At 67.1% G+C, this 15,108-nt stretch carries 16 protein-coding genes; 15 read left to right on the top strand and 1 reads right to left on the bottom strand.

Going from position 1 to position 15,108, the window contains the following annotated elements; genetic code table 11:
- Positions 1-53: 53 nt before the first annotated feature.
- Positions 54-341: a DUF5779 family protein gene (locus C5C07_RS07980; protein ID WP_004976976.1), complete on the bottom strand. Its 288-nt coding sequence runs from the start codon at positions 339-341 to the stop codon at positions 54-56.
- A gap of 357 nt (positions 342-698) precedes the next feature.
- Between C5C07_RS07980 and C5C07_RS07975 the strand changes: the two genes are divergently transcribed.
- The 15 genes from C5C07_RS07975 (at position 699) to ptfB (ending at position 15,104) form a co-directional block, all read left to right on the top strand.
- On the top strand, positions 699-1,943 hold the full coding sequence (locus C5C07_RS07975) for a LeuA family protein (protein WP_231608308.1): 1,245 nt from the start codon (positions 699-701) through the stop codon (positions 1,941-1,943).
- Between the two features lie 364 nt (positions 1,944-2,307).
- The gene (gene ilvB, locus C5C07_RS07970) at positions 2,308-4,071 is read left to right on the top strand and encodes a biosynthetic-type acetolactate synthase large subunit (protein WP_115804846.1); all 1,764 of its coding nucleotides are present in this window, start codon (positions 2,308-2,310) and stop codon (positions 4,069-4,071) included.
- The gene (gene ilvN, locus C5C07_RS07965; protein ID WP_050459070.1) at positions 4,068-4,724 is read left to right on the top strand and encodes an acetolactate synthase small subunit; all 657 of its coding nucleotides are present in this window, start codon (positions 4,068-4,070) and stop codon (positions 4,722-4,724) included. Before ilvB ends, ilvN begins: the two co-directional genes overlap by 4 nt.
- The gene (gene ilvC / locus C5C07_RS07960; RefSeq protein WP_004976982.1) at positions 4,721-5,767 is read left to right on the top strand and encodes a ketol-acid reductoisomerase; all 1,047 of its coding nucleotides are present in this window, start codon (positions 4,721-4,723) and stop codon (positions 5,765-5,767) included. Before ilvN ends, ilvC begins: the two co-directional genes overlap by 4 nt.
- Before the next feature lie 11 nt (positions 5,768-5,778).
- Complete coding sequence (locus C5C07_RS07955) at positions 5,779-6,048, top strand: hypothetical protein (RefSeq protein WP_050459069.1); 270 nt, start codon at positions 5,779-5,781, stop codon at positions 6,046-6,048.
- The gene (leuC, locus tag C5C07_RS07950; RefSeq protein WP_004976987.1) at positions 6,041-7,462 is read left to right on the top strand and encodes a 3-isopropylmalate dehydratase large subunit; all 1,422 of its coding nucleotides are present in this window, start codon (positions 6,041-6,043) and stop codon (positions 7,460-7,462) included. The genes C5C07_RS07955 and leuC overlap by 8 nt, the downstream gene beginning before the upstream one ends.
- Positions 7,459-8,067 carry a 3-isopropylmalate dehydratase small subunit gene (gene leuD, locus C5C07_RS07945; protein WP_115804845.1) on the top strand — a complete coding sequence of 203 codons (609 nt, stop codon included), beginning with the start codon at positions 7,459-7,461 and terminating at the stop codon, positions 8,065-8,067. Before leuC ends, leuD begins: the two co-directional genes overlap by 4 nt.
- Positions 8,060-9,034, top strand: coding sequence for a 3-isopropylmalate dehydrogenase (gene leuB / locus C5C07_RS07940; RefSeq protein ID WP_004976994.1), 975 nt, complete (start codon positions 8,060-8,062; stop codon positions 9,032-9,034). Before leuD ends, leuB begins: the two co-directional genes overlap by 8 nt.
- Before the next feature lie 203 nt (positions 9,035-9,237).
- Positions 9,238-10,005, top strand: a complete 768-nt coding sequence (gene glpR / locus C5C07_RS07935; protein WP_004976998.1) for an HTH-type transcriptional regulator GlpR — start codon at positions 9,238-9,240, stop codon at positions 10,003-10,005.
- A complete protein-coding gene (pfkB, locus tag C5C07_RS07930) occupies positions 10,002-10,919 on the top strand; it encodes a 1-phosphofructokinase (RefSeq protein ID WP_004977000.1) in 918 nt (305 codons plus the stop codon). Before glpR ends, pfkB begins: the two co-directional genes overlap by 4 nt.
- A gap of 105 nt (positions 10,920-11,024) precedes the next feature.
- Positions 11,025-12,152, top strand: a complete 1,128-nt coding sequence (gene ptfC / locus C5C07_RS07925) for a fructose PTS transporter subunit IIC (protein WP_004977002.1) — start codon at positions 11,025-11,027, stop codon at positions 12,150-12,152.
- A 44-nt stretch (positions 12,153-12,196) separates the two neighbouring features.
- Positions 12,197-12,661 carry a fructose PTS transporter subunit IIA gene (gene ptfA, locus C5C07_RS07920; RefSeq protein WP_004970773.1) on the top strand — a complete coding sequence of 155 codons (465 nt, stop codon included), beginning with the start codon at positions 12,197-12,199 and terminating at the stop codon, positions 12,659-12,661.
- Positions 12,661-12,930: a phosphocarrier protein HPr gene (gene ptsH1 / locus C5C07_RS07915; RefSeq protein ID WP_004977004.1), complete on the top strand. Its 270-nt coding sequence runs from the start codon at positions 12,661-12,663 to the stop codon at positions 12,928-12,930. The genes ptfA and ptsH1 overlap by 1 nt, the downstream gene beginning before the upstream one ends.
- Before the next feature lie 3 nt (positions 12,931-12,933).
- Positions 12,934-14,631 carry a phosphoenolpyruvate--protein phosphotransferase gene (ptsP, locus tag C5C07_RS07910; RefSeq protein ID WP_115804844.1) on the top strand — a complete coding sequence of 566 codons (1,698 nt, stop codon included), beginning with the start codon at positions 12,934-12,936 and terminating at the stop codon, positions 14,629-14,631.
- Positions 14,628-15,104 (top strand): fructose PTS transporter subunit IIB, encoded by a 477-nt coding sequence (ptfB, locus tag C5C07_RS07905; RefSeq protein ID WP_049905204.1) that lies wholly within the window; start codon positions 14,628-14,630, stop codon positions 15,102-15,104. Before ptsP ends, ptfB begins: the two co-directional genes overlap by 4 nt.
- The last annotated feature ends 4 nt before the right edge of the window (positions 15,105-15,108 follow it).

Here is a 15,108-nt window from a genome sequence, read left to right as displayed (position 1 = left end):
GTCGGTTCGTTCCGTTCGTCGGGACCGCGGAGACCGCGAAGCGGGCCGCCCGGTCAGAGGTCGTCCGTGTTGATGTCCACGCCCGGCGGAGAGACGACGAGGAACTTCCGGAAGTGCATCAGCTGGCCGCCCATATCCTTGATATCACGTGCGAAGCCCGACGCGAGCTTGTTGAGGTCGCCCTCGATGGCGAGAAAGAGGACGTTTCCGCGGGCGACGGACTGGACCCACTCGTCGGGCGGGGTCGACCCGTCGAGGACGCCGAGGACCACGTCACCCTCGGCGTCGTCCTCGTCGAGGTGTTCTTCGGCCGTCTGCAAGTTGAGATTGAAATCGCCCATACCCGCTCGGTTGTCGAGCGACGAGAAAAGGGTTCGGTCGAGCCGCGAACGGCTCTGACGGCACAAACGCGTCCATTGGTATCACGTTTCACACGACAGTCGCAGTTTGCTCCACGTTTGTCCAGTCGAGAGCGCGCGCACCGGGTGCTAAATTTTGTTTCTAAATTCTATTTAGTTATATTATCGCTCAGGAGCCGTCGAACGCCGAGCGGACATATCAAGTCAACATATGTCATGATATCGTATAAGGACGTTTAGGTACAGCGATTAGCCCCGAGAGTAGTTGTCACGCAACACCCGCTGAACGTTCGTGATACTGTCGGGGAGAAACGTTTAAATAGGAGTTCGGGCACGTCACTGACACGATGTCTCACAACGACACGGAGGATTCGTCGGGTTCCCCGGCGGGTCGAGTTCTTCCAGGGCACATTAGCCCAACAATCTGAAATCGAAGACGTACGAATCTTCGACACGACACTCCGCGACGGCGAACAGTCACCGCGAACCTCGTTCAGTTACGAGGAAAAGCGCGACATCGCCGAAACCCTCGACGACATGGGTACCCACGTCATCGAGGCCGGGTTCCCGGTGAACTCGGAAGCGGAGTTCGAAGCAGTCGCAGATATCGCTGCTTCGACGGACGCGACGACGTGCGGGTTGGCCCGCGTCGTCGACAAGGATATCGAAGCCGCGCTGGATTCCGGCGTGGACATGGTGCACACGTTCGTGAGCACCAGCGACGTCCAGTTGGCCGACTCGATGCACGCTTCCCGCGAGGAAGCCGTCGAGCGGGCCGTCCGCAGTGTCGAACACGTCCGCGACGCGGGCGTTGAAGTAATGTTCTCGCCGATGGACGCCACCCGGACGGACGAGGACTTCCTCATCGAAGTCGTCGAGGCCGTCTCCGAGGCGGGCGTCGATTGGATCAACCTGCCGGACACCTGCGGCGTGGCGACGCCGACTCGCTTCGCCCGCATGGTGGCGACGGTCAGAGAACACACCGACGCGAGAATCGACGTGCACGCGCACGACGACTTCGGACTGGCGTCGGCGAACGCGATGGCCGGCTTCGAAGCCGGCGCCGCACAGGCGCAGGTGTCGGTCAACGGCATCGGCGAGCGCGCCGGAAACGCCGCCTACGAGGAGGTCGTCATGGCCGCCGAATCCCTCTACGGCGTCGACACCGGCATCGACACGACGAAGATAACCGAGCTGGCTCGCGTCGTCGAGGCGGCGTCCGACATCCCGGTCCCGGCGAACAAGCCGGTCGTCGGCCGCAACGCCTTCTCCCACGAGAGCGGCATCCACGCCGCCGGCGTCATCGAGAACGCCGACACCTTCGAACCGGGCGTCATGACCCCGGAGATGGTCGGCGCGACCCGCGAGTTCGTACTCGGCAAGCACACGGGGACGCACTCGGTACGCAAGCGCCTCGCAGATATCGGGTTCGAACCCTCGGACGCCGAGGTCCGGGAGGTCACCCGCCGCGTCAAAGACCACGGCGCGGAGAAAGAACGCGTCGACGACGCGACGCTCGAGGTGTTCGCCCGCGACGTGGGTATCACCCACGAGGACGACACGGAGGAGGAGGTCCGCGCCTGATGGCGCCGGGCTGTGGCCCTACGGGGCGACCGCCCTGCTCGCGTCCGACCTCCCGCGCGGTGTGCAATCGTTGCCCGCCGCGAAAGCATTATTACGGCCGGGACGGACGTGTGGCATACGATGACCTCGCACGACGAACACGCGGTTCGCGCGACCTCGGAAGCCGGGGCCAGCGCCGCCGCCGTCGGTGCGATTCGGTCGCTCATTATTGTAGGGGCATAGCCCCCTACCACACCATCTCTCCGACCCGCGTATTCGCACCGTTTTCAGACACGTCCGCAGTCCCCACAATGGCGCACCAGCACCACACGCAGTCACCAGACAGTCCGTATCGACGACCGACCACACACCACGGAGCCCACACATGAGCGAACGAACCGCAGCCACGACCGACCCCGACGCGACCGACGGGGCAGACGATTCGACCGAGACGCCGACCGAGATTACCTCGGGTTCGACGTCAGTCGTCCGCGCCCTCGAAAACGCCGGCGTCGAGACCGCCTTCGGCGTGCAGGGCGGGGCGATAATGCCCATCTACGACGCGTTGTACCACTCTGACATCCGTCACGTGACGATGGCCCACGAGCAGGGCGCGGCGCACGCGGCCGACGCGTACGGCGTCGTTCGCGGCGACCCCGGCGTCTGCCTCGCCACGTCCGGTCCGGGCGCGACGAACCTCGTGACCGGCATCGCCGACGCGAACATGGACTCCGACGCGGTGCTCGCGCTCACGGGGCAGGTCCCGTCCGACATGGTCGGCTCCGACGCGTTCCAGGAGACCGACACCACGGGCGTCACCGCGCCCATCACGAAGCACAACTACTTCGCCTCGTCGCCCGACACCGTCGGCGACACCGTCGGCGAAGCGTTCGCGCTCGCCGCGGAGGGCCGACCCGGCCCGACGCTCGTCGACCTCCCGAAGGACGTCTCGCTCAACGAGACCGACCGCGAGCCCGGTCCGGCGCAGGCACCCGAGACGTGCCGCGCCCGAACCGACCCGGCCGACTCGCAGGTCGAGGCCGCTGCGCGCGCAATCGAGCGCGCGGAGAAGCCCCTCTTGCTGTTCGGTGGCGGCGTCGTCAAGGCCGACGCGACCGAGGTCGCTCGGCGGTTCGCGACCGAACACCGGATTCCGGTCGTCACCACGATGCCCGGAATCGGCGCGATGCCGGAAGACCACGAACTCTGCCTGTCGTGGGCGGGGATGCACGGCACCGGCTACGCCAACATGGCCATCACGCACACCGACTGCCTCATCGCGGTCGGCACGCGGTTCGACGACCGCCTGACCGGCGGTATCGACACGTTCGCGCCCGAGGCCGAAATCGTCCACATCGACATCGACCCGGCGGAAATCTCGAAGAACGTCCACGCGGACTATCCGGTCGTCGGCGACGCCGGTCGCGCCATCGAGCGCGTCGACGCCGAACTGGGCGAGAGCCCCGACGCGCGCGAGTGGGTCGAACAGTGTCTCACCTGGAAGGAGGAGTACCCGATGGACTACGCGGCCCCGGACAACGAGCCGCTGAAGCCGCAGTTCGTCGTCGAGGCGCTCGACGAGGCCACGCCCGACGAGACCATCGTCACGAGCGGCGTCGGTCAACACCAGATGTGGGCCGCCCAGTACTGGACGTTCACCGAGCCGCGGCGGTGGGTTTCGTCCCACGGTCTCGGCACGATGGGCTACGGCTTGCCCGCCGCAATCGGCGCGCGGGTCGCGGCCGACGACGACGAGACGGTCGTCTGCGTCGACGGCGACGCCTCGTTCCTGATGACGATTCAGGAGCTGTCGGTCGCCGTCCGCGAGAACCTCGACATCACCGTCGCCATCCTGAACAACGAGTACATCGGGATGGTTCGCCAGTGGCAGGACGCCTTCTTCGAGGGCCGACGCATGGCCGCCGGCTACGACTGGTGTCCCCAGTTCGACAAGCTCGCCGAGGCGTTCGGCGCGCGCGGCTGGACCGTCGACTCCTACGAGGAGGTCCCCGGCGCCATCGAGGAAGCGCTCGCGTACGACGGCCCCTCGGTCATCGACTTCCACGTCGACCCGGCGGAGAACGTCTACCCGATGGTCTCCTCGGGCGGCGCGAACGGCAAATTCGCACTCTCGGAGGACCAGTTATGAGCGACAATCGGACAGGACTGCAAGGCCCCGCGCCCGACGAGCGGCCACACCCCGACGGCCGACGCAACGCGCAGGGCATCCGCATCGACCCCGAAGCGGAATCGGAACACGAACCGCGGCGAACGGTCTTTTCGGCCATCGTCGAGGACGAACCCGGCGTGCTCTCGCGCGTCGCCGGCCTCGCCGCCCGCCGCCAGTTCAACATCGAGAGCCTCACCGTGGGCCCGACGACCGTCGACGGCCACTCCCGAATCACGATGGTCGTCGAGGAGCCCGAACCGGGCATCGACCAGATAGAAAAACAGCTCGCGAAGCTCAAACCCGTCATCTCAGTCGGCGAACTGGACGACGACGCCGTCCGCGCGGAACTCGTCCTCCTGAAGGTCCGCGGAGAGGACCCCGACAAGGTCCACGCCATCACGGAGATGTACGACGGCCGCACCCTCGACGCCGGCCCCGAGACCATCACGGTCCAACTCTCCGGCGACGAGCGCAAGATAGACGACGCCGTGGACGCGTTCCGGCGGTTCGGCATCATCGAAATCGCCCGGACCGGCCAGACCGCGCTCGCCCACGGCTCGAAGAAGACCGTCCCCGGAGAGGAACCCGGAACCTCCGGCGAACCCACCAAACCAAACACGAACACGCAATGACAGAACTCACCACGGAAGTTTACTACGACGACGACGCCGACCGCTCCCAAATCGACGACAAGACCGTAGCCGTCATCGGCTACGGCAGCCAGGGCCACGCCCACGCACAGAACCTCGCCGACAGCGGGGTCGACGTGGTCGTCGGCCTCCGCGCCAACTCCTCGTCCCGCGCCGCCGCGGAAGCCGACGGCCTCCGCGTCAAAGAGCCCGCCGAGGCGGCCGCCGAGGGCGACATCGTCTCGATTCTCGTCCCCGACACCGTCCAGCCGGCGGTGTTCGAGCAGATTCGAGGCTCCCTCGAGGCCGGCGACACGCTCCAGTTCGCCCACGGCTTCAACATCCACTACAACCAGATTCGGCCCCCGGAGAACGTCGACGTGACGATGGTCGCGCCGAAGTCGCCGGGCCACCTCGTCCGTCGCAACTACGAGGCGAACGAGGGGACGCCGGGTCTCATCGCCGTCTACCAGGACGTAACGGGCGACGCCAAGGAGGAGGCGCTGGCCTACGCCCACGGCCTCGGCTGCACCCGCGCGGGCGTCATCGAGACGACGTTCCAGGAGGAGACCGAGACCGACCTGTTCGGCGAGCAGGCCGTCCTCTGCGGTGGCGTCACCTCGCTGGTCAAGCAGGGCTACGAGACGCTCGTCGACGCGGGCTACTCCCCCGAGATGGCGTACTTCGAGTGCCTGAACGAACTGAAGCTCATCGTCGACCTGATGTACGAAGGCGGGCTCGGCGAGATGTGGGACTCCGTCTCCGACACGGCCGAGTTCGGCGGCCTGACCCGCGGCGACCGCGTCGTCGACGAGCACGCCCGCGAGAACATGGAAGAGATTCTGGAGGAGGTCCAAGACGGCACCTTCGCCCGCGAGTGGATTCTGGAGAATCAGGCGGGCCGGCCGTCGTACTCCCAGCTGAAGGACGCAGAAGAGAACCACCACATCGAACAGGTCGGCGCGCCGCTGCGCGACCTGTTCGCGTGGGCCGACGACGAAGAAGAAGCGGACGCGGAGAAAGCCGAAGCACCGGCGGACGACTGAACACGACACCAATGACACGCGACGACACGACCGACCGAATGCGAGACATCAGCCACACGAACCCCTATACGGGCGAGACGTTCACCACGGTCTACGAGCGCGGCCCGGCCGTCACCGACGGCGGCCAGAGCGATGCGACGCCCGCGGCGGCGGACACGGACGCGACCGAGACCGAGACGATGGGCGACGTGGACCACACGCCCCGCAACGGCGAGGGCGCGAACCAGGTCTGGGAACGCGGCCACGACGACCGCGTCGTACCGGGTGACGGACATGAGTGAGGGAACGCTGTACGACAAGGTCTGGGAGGAACACACGGTCTCGGAGCTACCGACCGGCCAGACGCAGCTGTTCTGCGGCCTGCACCTCATCCACGAGGTGACGAGCCCGCAGGCGTTCGGCATGCTGCAGGAGCGCGACCTCGAAGTCGCCTACCCGAACCGGACGCACGCGACGGTCGACCACATCGTCCCCACGTCGGACCAGTCGCGGCCGTTCCGCGACGACGCCGCGGAGGAGATGATGGCCGAGCTCGAACAGAACGTCCGCGACGCGGGCATCAACTTCTCGGACCCGACCTCGGGCGAACAGGGTATCGTCCACGTCATCGGGCCCGAGAAGGGACTCACCCAACCCGGCATGACTATCGTCTGCGGCGACAGCCACACCTCGACCCACGGGGCGTTCGGCGCGCTCGCGTTCGGTATCGGCACGAGCCAGATTCGCGACGTGCTGGCGACCCAGACGGTCGCGATGGAGAAAAAGAAGGTCCGGAAGATAGAGGTCACGGGCGAACTCGGCCCCGGCGTCGAGGCCAAGGACGTCATCCTCGAAATCATCCGTCGCCTCGGGACCGAAGGCGGCGTCGGCTACGTCTACGAGTACGCCGGCGAGGCCATCGAGAACCTCGACATGGAGGGTCGGATGAGCATCTGTAACATGTCCATCGAGGGCGGCGCTCGCGCGGGCTACGTCAACCCCGACGAGACCACCTACGACTGGCTGAAAGAGACCGAGTACTTCCAGGAGAACCCCGAGCGGTTCGACGAACTCAAGCCGTACTGGGAGTCCATCCGCTCCGACGAGGACGCCGAGTACGACGACGTCGTCACCATCGACGGCTCCGAACTCGAACCCGTCGTCACGTGGGGGACCACGCCCGGACAGGGCGTCGGCATCACCCAGCCCATTCCGGCCCCCGAGGACCTGCCCGAGGAGAAGCAGGACACCGCCCGGATGGCGCAGGAACACATGGGCGTCACACCCGGCGAGACGATGGAGGGCTACGAAATCGACGTGGCGTTCCTCGGCTCGTGTACCAACGCCCGAATGCCCGACCTCCGCCGCGCGGCGGGAGTCGTCGAGGGGCGACAGGTCGCCGACGGCGTCCGCGCGATGGTCGTCCCCGGCAGTCAGCGCGTCAAGGCCGCCGCGGAGGCGGAGGGCCTCGACGAGATATTCAAGGAAGCCGGCTTCGAGTGGCGCGAGGCGGGCTGTTCGATGTGTCTCGGCATGAACGAGGACCAGTTGGAGGGCGACGAGGCCTCCGCGTCCTCGTCGAACCGCAACTTCATCGGTCGGCAGGGGTCGAAAGACGGCCGCACCGTCCTGATGAACCCGCGAATGGTCGCCGCCGCGGCCGTCACCGGGCACGTGACTGACGTGCGCGAACTGAAGGAGGTGAGCGTCGCATGACCGACGAGATTCCCGAAATCGACTCGGCGTCCGGCTCCGGCGTTCCCATCCGCGGCAACGACATCGACACGGACCAGATAATTCCGGCGCGGTTCATGAAGGTCGTCACGTTCGACGGCCTCGGCGAGTTCGCGTTCTTCGACCAGCGCTACGACGAGAACGACGAACCCAAAGACCACCCGATGAACGAGCCGCAGTTCCAGGACGCCGCCATCATGGTCGTCAACGCCAACTTCGGCTGTGGCTCTTCCCGGGAGCACGCCCCGCAGGCGCTCATGCGCTGGGGCATCGACGCCATCATCGGCGAGTCGTTCGCCGAGATTTTCGCGGGCAACTGCCTCGCGCTCGGTATCCCGACGGTCACCGCCGACCACGACACCATCACCGAACTGCAGGACTGGGTCGACGAGCACCCGGCCGCAGACATCGACGTGGACGTGGAAAACGAGACGGTCACCTACGGCGAGAAGACCGTGGACGTGACCGTCGACGACGCACAACGGAAGGCGCTCACCGAGGGCGTCTGGGACACGACGGCGCTCATGAAGTCGAACGCCGACGCGGTCGCCGAGAAAGCCGCTTCCCTGCCCTACGTCGATGACTGAGGAAATCGTCGTCATCCCCGGCGACGGCATCGGCGCGGAGGTCATCCCGGCGGCTGTTGACGTGCTGAAGGCCGTCGGCGACTTCGAGTTCGTCGAGGCCGACGCGGGCGACCACGTGAAGGAAGCCACGGGCGAGGCGCTCCCGCAGGAGACCTACGACCTCGCGGCCGAGGCCGACGCGACGCTGTTCGGCGCGGCCGGCGAGACCGCGGCGGACGTCATCCTCCCGCTTCGGACCGCGGTGGACTCGTTCGTCAACGTCCGCCCGGCGAAGGCCTACCCCGGCGTCGACGCGCTCCGCCCGGAGACGGACCTCGTCTTCCTCCGGGAGAACACCGAGGGCGTCTACGCCGGTCACGAAGACCGCCTCTCCGAGGACCTCTCGACGCTCACGCGCGTCGTCACCACCTCGGCGTCCGAGCGACTCGCCGAGTACGCCTGCGACTACGTCGGCGGTGAGGGTGGCAGTTTCCAGGTCGCCCACAAGGCGAACGTGATGCGCGAGACGGACGGTCGCTTCCGCGACGCCGTCGTCTCCGTCGCCGACGACCGCGGCGTCGAGACCGAGGAAGTCCTGATGGACGCCTTCGCGACGCGCGTCTGTCTCGACCCCACGCAGTTCGACACCATCGTCTGTCCGAACCTCGCGGGCGACGTGCTGTCCGACCTCGCCGCCGGCCTCGTCGGCGGTCTCGGACTGCTCCCCTCGGCGAACATCGGCCCGGACGCCGCGCTGTTCGAACCGGTCCACGGCTCCGCGCCCGACATCGCCGGCGAGGGTATCGCCAACCCGGCCGCGACGATTCTGTCCGCGGCGATGCTGCTCGACTACCTCGACTACGAGGAGGAAGCCGACCGCGTCCGGTCGGCCGTCGAAGGCGTCCTCGCCGACGGGCCGCGCACGCCCGACCTCGGCGGCGACGCCTCCACGGAGGACGTGACCGCCGCGATTCTCGACCGACTCTGAGCGTCGGCGACCCACCGAATCGGCGGTTCGACGTTCGTTTCGAGCGTTCTCGTTTTCGTTTTTGATCGTTTTCTCACCGGCGAGCACACCGTGTTCGTTCTTGTGTGAGATTTGGCTGTTTCGAACAGATACGGGCGGAATCCAACATAAACAATTAACACTACTCCCCGACCTATCTTCCACCTAACGAGGAATCGCTACCGATGTTACCAGCAGAGCGCAAACGCCGCATCGTCGAACTCGTCTCCGACTCGGACGGCCGGTCGGTCGAGTCGCTGTCCGACCACCTCGGCTATTCGAAGGCGACGATACGACGTGACCTGCGCGAACTCGAAGACCGTGGGCTCATCGAGCGGTCGCACGGCGGAGCCGTCCCCGTGACCTCCGTCGGGCGCGAGCAGACCTACGGCCAGAAGGAAGTACAGAATCTCGAAGGGAAACGCGCGATCGCGGACCGCGCGGTCGAAGAACTGGCCGAGGGACAGGTCGTGTTCTTCGACGCGGGGACGACCACGATGGAGGTGGCCCGGAAGGTCCCCAAGGACGGGACGACACTCGGCGTCACCAACTCGCCGCGACTCGCCATCGAACTGAACGAGGAGGACAACGAGGTCAAACTCACCGGCGGGACGCTCCGGCGGCGGACGAAGGCGCTCGTGGGGCCGACCGCGGAGTCGTTCATGGAGCGGACGAACTTCGACCTGCTGTTCCTCGGCACGAACGGGCTGGACGTGGACTCCGGCCTCACGACCCCGAACGAGGACGAGGCGCGGATGAAGGAGCTGATGGTCGAGAAGGCCGCGAAGGTCGTTCTCGTCGCGGACCTCTCGAAGCTCGGCCGACGGAGCTTCGTCCAGTTCGCATCGCTCGAAGACATCGACCTGTTTATCACCGACGGAACGCTCGACGCCGACTCTCGCGAGGAGATAGAGAACGCGGGCGTCACCGTCGTCGACGGAGTTGCACGATGATTCTCACAGTCACCCCGAACCCAGCAGTAGACCACACGATTCACTTCGACGAACCGCTTCAGCCCGGCGTCGTCCACCGGACCGACGACGCGGTGTTCACCGCGGGCGGCAAGGGCATCAACGTCGCCAAGTACGTCTCGGCGCTCGACGCCGACGCGACCGCTTCGGGCTTTCTCGGCGGCCACTTCGGAAAGTTCGTCCGCGACCGACTCGACGCCGACGGCATCGCCTCGGACTTCGTCACCGTCGACGCGGACACGCGCCTGAACACGACCGTGCTCGCGGAAGACGGCGAGTACAAACTCAATCACAACGGCCCGCAGATTCGTGCAGCCGACGTGGACGAACTCGTCGAAACCGCGCAGGCGAACGAGCCCGACACGCTCCTCGTCGGCGGCAGTCTCCCGCCGGGGATGTCCCTCGCCGACGTCGATAGACTCGCCCGCGCGGGCGACTGGCAGATTGCGGTGGACATGGGCGGCGAGTACCTCGCCGAACTGGACGCCGACTACTACGTCTGCAAACCCAACCGTTCCGAACTCGCGACGGCGACGGGTCGAACGGTCGAGACCGAAGCCGACGCCATCGCGGCCGCCGAGGAGCTTCACGCGCGCGGGTTCGAGTACGTGCTGGCCTCGCTCGGCGCGGACGGCGCGCTCCTCGTCACCGACAGCGAGGTCCTCTCTGCGCCCGCGCTCGACGTTGAGGTCGTCGATACGGTCGGCGCGGGCGACGCCGTCATGTCCGGCTTCCTCGCCGCGCGCGAACACGGGCTTTCGGACGCCGACGCCCTCCGAATGGGCGTTCTGACCGCGTCCCGCGTCGTCGGCGTCGCGGGCACCCGCGTCCCGCACCTCGAAGACGTGCTGACGAACGAGACGCACGTCGAGGTGACGACGGTTCGGAGCCGGTGATTCTCAGATGAACGTTTGTTAACGACTGAAACGCTCAGTAACGTTCATATTCGAAAGGGTTTTTGAGCACATTTGCGTATGTTCTTTCGTAGGGGTGGCAACACTATGGCAAACGACGCAGAAGACGCGGTTCGGTCCTACCTCACTTCGGTGAAGGAGGACCTCATGACTGGGGTATCGTTCATGATTCCGTTCGTGACTATCGGCGGAATCTTCCTGGCGCTGGGCTACGCCGTAGCCTCGCTTTCGAACAACGTACAAGACGTATTCAACAGCACGGGGACCGCCGGCTGGTTCCTCGCGCAGATCGGCGTCGCTGGGCTGACGCTGATGGTTCCGGTGCTCGGCGCGTACATCGCGTACGCAATCGCCGACCGTCCGGGCCTCGCACCGGGCTTCATCCTGTCGTACATCATCCAGCAGGGCAACGTCCTGCAGGCGGCCGGTGACGTCATCGGTCTCCAGGGTGGCTCCGCCGGCGCGGGCTACCTCGGCGCTATCGTCGCCGGGTTCCTCGCCGGCATCGTCGCGCGCTGGTTCAAGCAGCGCGACGTGCCCGAGTTCATCGCACCGATGATGCCCGTGCTCCTCATCCCGGTCGCGACGACCGCGGTGCTCACGCCCATCATGCTGTTCGTGCTGGGCGTCCCGATTTCCATCGCGAACGCGGGACTCACGAACTTCCTGAGCAACATGCAGGGCGGCGGACAGGCGATTCTCCTCGGGGGCATCCTCGGGGCGATGATGGCGGCCGACATGGGTGGCCCCATCAACAAGGTCGCCTACGTGTTCTCCGTCGGCCTCATCTCCGAGGGCGTCACCGCGCCGATGGCCGCGGTCATGATCGCGGGTATGGTCCCGCCGATCGGCCTCGCGCTGTCGAACTTCATCGCGCCGCAGAAGTACGCGGCCGAGATGTACGAGAACGCCAAGAGCGGCGTGCTCCTCGGCTTCTCCTTTATCACTGAGGGCGCGATTCCGTACGCGGCGGCCGACCCGGCCCGCGTCATCCCGAGCGTCGTCGCCGGCAGCGCCGTCGCCGGCGCGGCCTCGATGGCGCTCGGCGTGAACATGCCGGCTCCGCACGGCGGCATCTTCGTGGTTCCGCTGTCGAACCAGCCGTTCATGTTCATCGCGTGCATCCTGCTGGGCTCCATCGTCACCGCGGTCATCGCGACGGCCATCAAGCCGAACTTCGACGCCAAGGTGGCCGCCCAGAGCTCCGACGACTGACCACACCGAACTAATCTTTCCAGACCCGAACGAAGTACAATACAATGGACGTCACTGACATCAGCACCATCACACCGCTCGAACTGATATCGCTCGAAGAGCCGCCGGCGACGAAGGAGGGAGCCATCGAGTTCCTCCTCGACCTCGCGGTCGACGCCGGCCGCGTCGACGACCGAGACGCCGCGCTCGACGCCCTCCTCGAACGCGAGGAGGAGGCGACGACCGGCGTGGGCTTCGGCATCGGCATCCCGCACGCGAAGACCGACGCCGTCTCGAAGCCGACGGTCGCCTTCGCGCGCTCGACCGAGGGCATCGACTTCGACGCCATGGACGACAAGCCGGCGAAGCTCCTCTTTATGATTCTCGTCCCCGCGGCGGGCGGCGAGGACCACCTGCAGATTCTGAGCGCCCTCTCGCGGTCGCTCATGCACGAGGACGTGCGCGAGAAGCTCCTCGAAGCCGAGAGCAAGCAGACCGTCCAGGACGTGCTCGCCGAGGTGGTCGAGTGATGGAGCGGACCGTCACGGTCGTCCCCGAAGACGGGCTCCACGCCCGCCCGGCCTCGCAGTTCGTCGAGACCGCGAACTCCTTCGACGCCGACGTACAGCTCGGCCGCGCCGACGAGGACGACCTCGTCCCCGCCGCCAGCATGCTCGCGGTCACCGGTCTCGGCGTCGGACACGGCGAGTCGGTCCGACTCGTCGCCGAGGGTGACGACGCGGAAGCGGCACTCGACGCCCTAGAGGACATCCTTTCGACGCCCGAAGCCAAACAGTAAGCCATGACCGAACGAACCCTCTCCGGCATCGGCGTGACACCGCTTTCGGGCGTCGGCACCGTCGTCTGGTACCGACCGGACGCCGACCTCCCGGAGCCGCCGGCCCCGGAAGACGTGGACGGAGACGCCGAACTGGCGCGCTTCGAGGACGCCCGCGCGGCCGCCGAAGACGAACTCGAAGCCGAGCGCGAGCGGACCGCCGAGCGCGTCGGCGAGGAGGAGGCCGCGGTGTTCGACGCGCACGTCCAGTTCCTCAACGACCCGCAGATAACCGACGGCGTCACCGACGCCATCGAGGGCGGACTCCCAGCCGAACACGCCGTTCAGGAGACGTTCTCCGAGTTCGTCGAGCAGTTCGAGAACATGGGCGGTCGCATGGGCGAGCGCGCCGACGACCTCCGCGACGTGCGCGACCGGCTCGTGCGCGTCCTCTCGGACGGCGAGCGGGTCGACCTCTCGTCGCTGCCGGAGGGGAGCGTTGTCGTCGCCGAGCGCCTCACGCCGAGCGACACCGCACAGCTCGACCCCGAGCGCGTCGCCGGCTTCGTCACGGTGACGGGCGGCCGCACCTCCCACGCGGCCATCTTCGCGCGCTCGCTCGCCCTGCCGGCCATCGTCGGCGTGGGCGAGGAACTCCAGTCCGTCGAGGACGACACCGAAGTCGTCGTCGACGGCGAGTCGGGCGACCTCGTGGTCGACCCGACCGACGAGCGCAAGGAGGCCGCCGCGGCCGCCGCCGAGGTGGACATCCGACACGAGTCGGTCGAGACCGCAGACGGCGTCGAAATCGAGGTCGCCGCCAACATCGGCACGCTTGCGGACCTCGGGCCGGCCGTCGACCGCGGGGCCGACGGCGTCGGCCTGTTCCGCACCGAGTTCCTCTTCCTCGACCGCGAGTCGCCGCCGGACGAAGACGAGCAGTACGAGGCGTACGTCGAGGCGCTCGAATCGTTCGACGGCGGCCGCGTCGTCGTCCGGACGCTCGACATCGGCGGCGACAAGCCGGTCCCGTACCTCGACCTGCCGGACGAAGAGAACCCGTTCCTCGGCGAGCGCGGCATCCGGCGGTCGCTCGGCCCGGACGCGGACCTCTTCGAGACGCAGGTGCGTGCGCTCCTGCGCGCGGCGGCCAGCGCCGACGGGGCGAACCTGTCGGTGATGCTCCCGCTCGTCTCGACGGTCGAGGAGCTTCGCGCCGGCCGAGAGCGGTTCGAGTCGGTCGCGGCCGACCTCGACTCCGAGGGCGTCGAAAACGAACTGCCCGAGTTCGGCATCATGGTCGAGACGCCCGCCGCGGCGTTCATGGCCGACCGGTTCGCGCCGCACGTCGACTTCTTCAGCATCGGGACGAACGACCTCGCGCAGTACGTGATGGCTGCAGAGCGCGGCAACGAGCGCGTTTCTGACCTCGGTGACTACCGTCAGCCGGCGGTCCTCCGCGCCATCGACGCCACCGTCTCGGCGACCGAGGGCGAGGACTGCTGGGTCGGCATGTGCGGCGAGATGGCCGGCGACCCGGACCTCACCGAACTGCTCGTCGGGCTCGGCCTCGACGAACTGAGCATGAGCGCCGTGACGGTGCCGCAGGTCAAGGCGGCCGTCGCGGAGACCGACACCGCGGACGCCCGCGAACTCGCGGAGCGCGTCCTGCAGGCCGACACCAAGGCTGAAGTCGCGGAAATCCTTACACTAGACCAATGAAACTCGTCGCAGTCACATCCTGTCCGACCGGAATCGCACACAGCCAGATGGCGGCCGAGAACCTCCTGCAGGCCGGCGAGCGCCTCGGCCACGACATCGACGTCGAGGTCCAGGGCGCGATGGGCACGCAGGACGAACTGTCCTCGGACGCCATCGCCGAGGCCGACGCGGTCATCATCACCTCGGACACGTCGGTCAGCCGCGACCGCTTCGACGGCAAACTCGTCGTCAAGGGGACGGTCAAAGACGGCGTCAACAACGCCGAGGCCGTCGTGAAGAAGGCGGTCGAACTCGCCGAGGCCGGCAAGACCGGTTCGGTCACGTTCGGAAGCGGCGACGACGGCGAGGACGCCGACGCCGACGCCGGCACCGACGGCTCGTCCGGCGACGCCGCGGAATCGGACGAACCCGTGCGCCGCGGCGGCGACCCCGAAAAGGGGCTGTTCGCCCGGCTGAAGAAGCTGTTCTCGTAACGCC

It is taken from the genome of Haloferax sp. Atlit-4N (assembly GCF_003383025.1).
Classification (GTDB): Archaea; Halobacteriota; Halobacteria; order Halobacteriales; family Haloferacaceae; genus Haloferax; species Haloferax gibbonsii.
Note: the sequence above shows the minus strand (reverse complement) of the source record. Positions and strands in the feature narration are given on the sequence as shown.

Excerpts from the sequence above, each read along its gene's own strand:
- C5C07_RS07980 (WP_004976976.1), bottom strand. The coding sequence starts at position 341 with ATGGGCGATTTCAATCTCAACTTGCAGACGGCCGAAGAACACCTCGAC.
- ilvB (WP_115804846.1), top strand. The coding sequence starts at position 2,308 with ATGAGCGAACGAACCGCAGCCACGACCGACCCCGACGCGACCGACGGG.
- ilvN (WP_050459070.1), top strand. The coding sequence starts at position 4,068 with ATGAGCGACAATCGGACAGGACTGCAAGGCCCCGCGCCCGACGAGCGG.
- ilvC (WP_004976982.1), top strand. The coding sequence starts at position 4,721 with ATGACAGAACTCACCACGGAAGTTTACTACGACGACGACGCCGACCGC.
- C5C07_RS07955 (WP_050459069.1), top strand. The coding sequence starts at position 5,779 with ATGACACGCGACGACACGACCGACCGAATGCGAGACATCAGCCACACG.
- leuC (WP_004976987.1), top strand. The coding sequence starts at position 6,041 with ATGAGTGAGGGAACGCTGTACGACAAGGTCTGGGAGGAACACACGGTC.
- leuD (WP_115804845.1), top strand. The coding sequence starts at position 7,459 with ATGACCGACGAGATTCCCGAAATCGACTCGGCGTCCGGCTCCGGCGTT.
- leuB (WP_004976994.1), top strand. The coding sequence starts at position 8,060 with ATGACTGAGGAAATCGTCGTCATCCCCGGCGACGGCATCGGCGCGGAG.
- glpR (WP_004976998.1), top strand. The coding sequence starts at position 9,238 with ATGTTACCAGCAGAGCGCAAACGCCGCATCGTCGAACTCGTCTCCGAC.
- pfkB (WP_004977000.1), top strand. The coding sequence starts at position 10,002 with ATGATTCTCACAGTCACCCCGAACCCAGCAGTAGACCACACGATTCAC.
- ptfC (WP_004977002.1), top strand. The coding sequence starts at position 11,025 with ATGGCAAACGACGCAGAAGACGCGGTTCGGTCCTACCTCACTTCGGTG.
- ptfA (WP_004970773.1), top strand. The coding sequence starts at position 12,197 with ATGGACGTCACTGACATCAGCACCATCACACCGCTCGAACTGATATCG.
- ptsH1 (WP_004977004.1), top strand. The coding sequence starts at position 12,661 with ATGGAGCGGACCGTCACGGTCGTCCCCGAAGACGGGCTCCACGCCCGC.
- ptsP (WP_115804844.1), top strand. The coding sequence starts at position 12,934 with ATGACCGAACGAACCCTCTCCGGCATCGGCGTGACACCGCTTTCGGGC.
- ptfB (WP_049905204.1), top strand. The coding sequence starts at position 14,628 with ATGAAACTCGTCGCAGTCACATCCTGTCCGACCGGAATCGCACACAGC.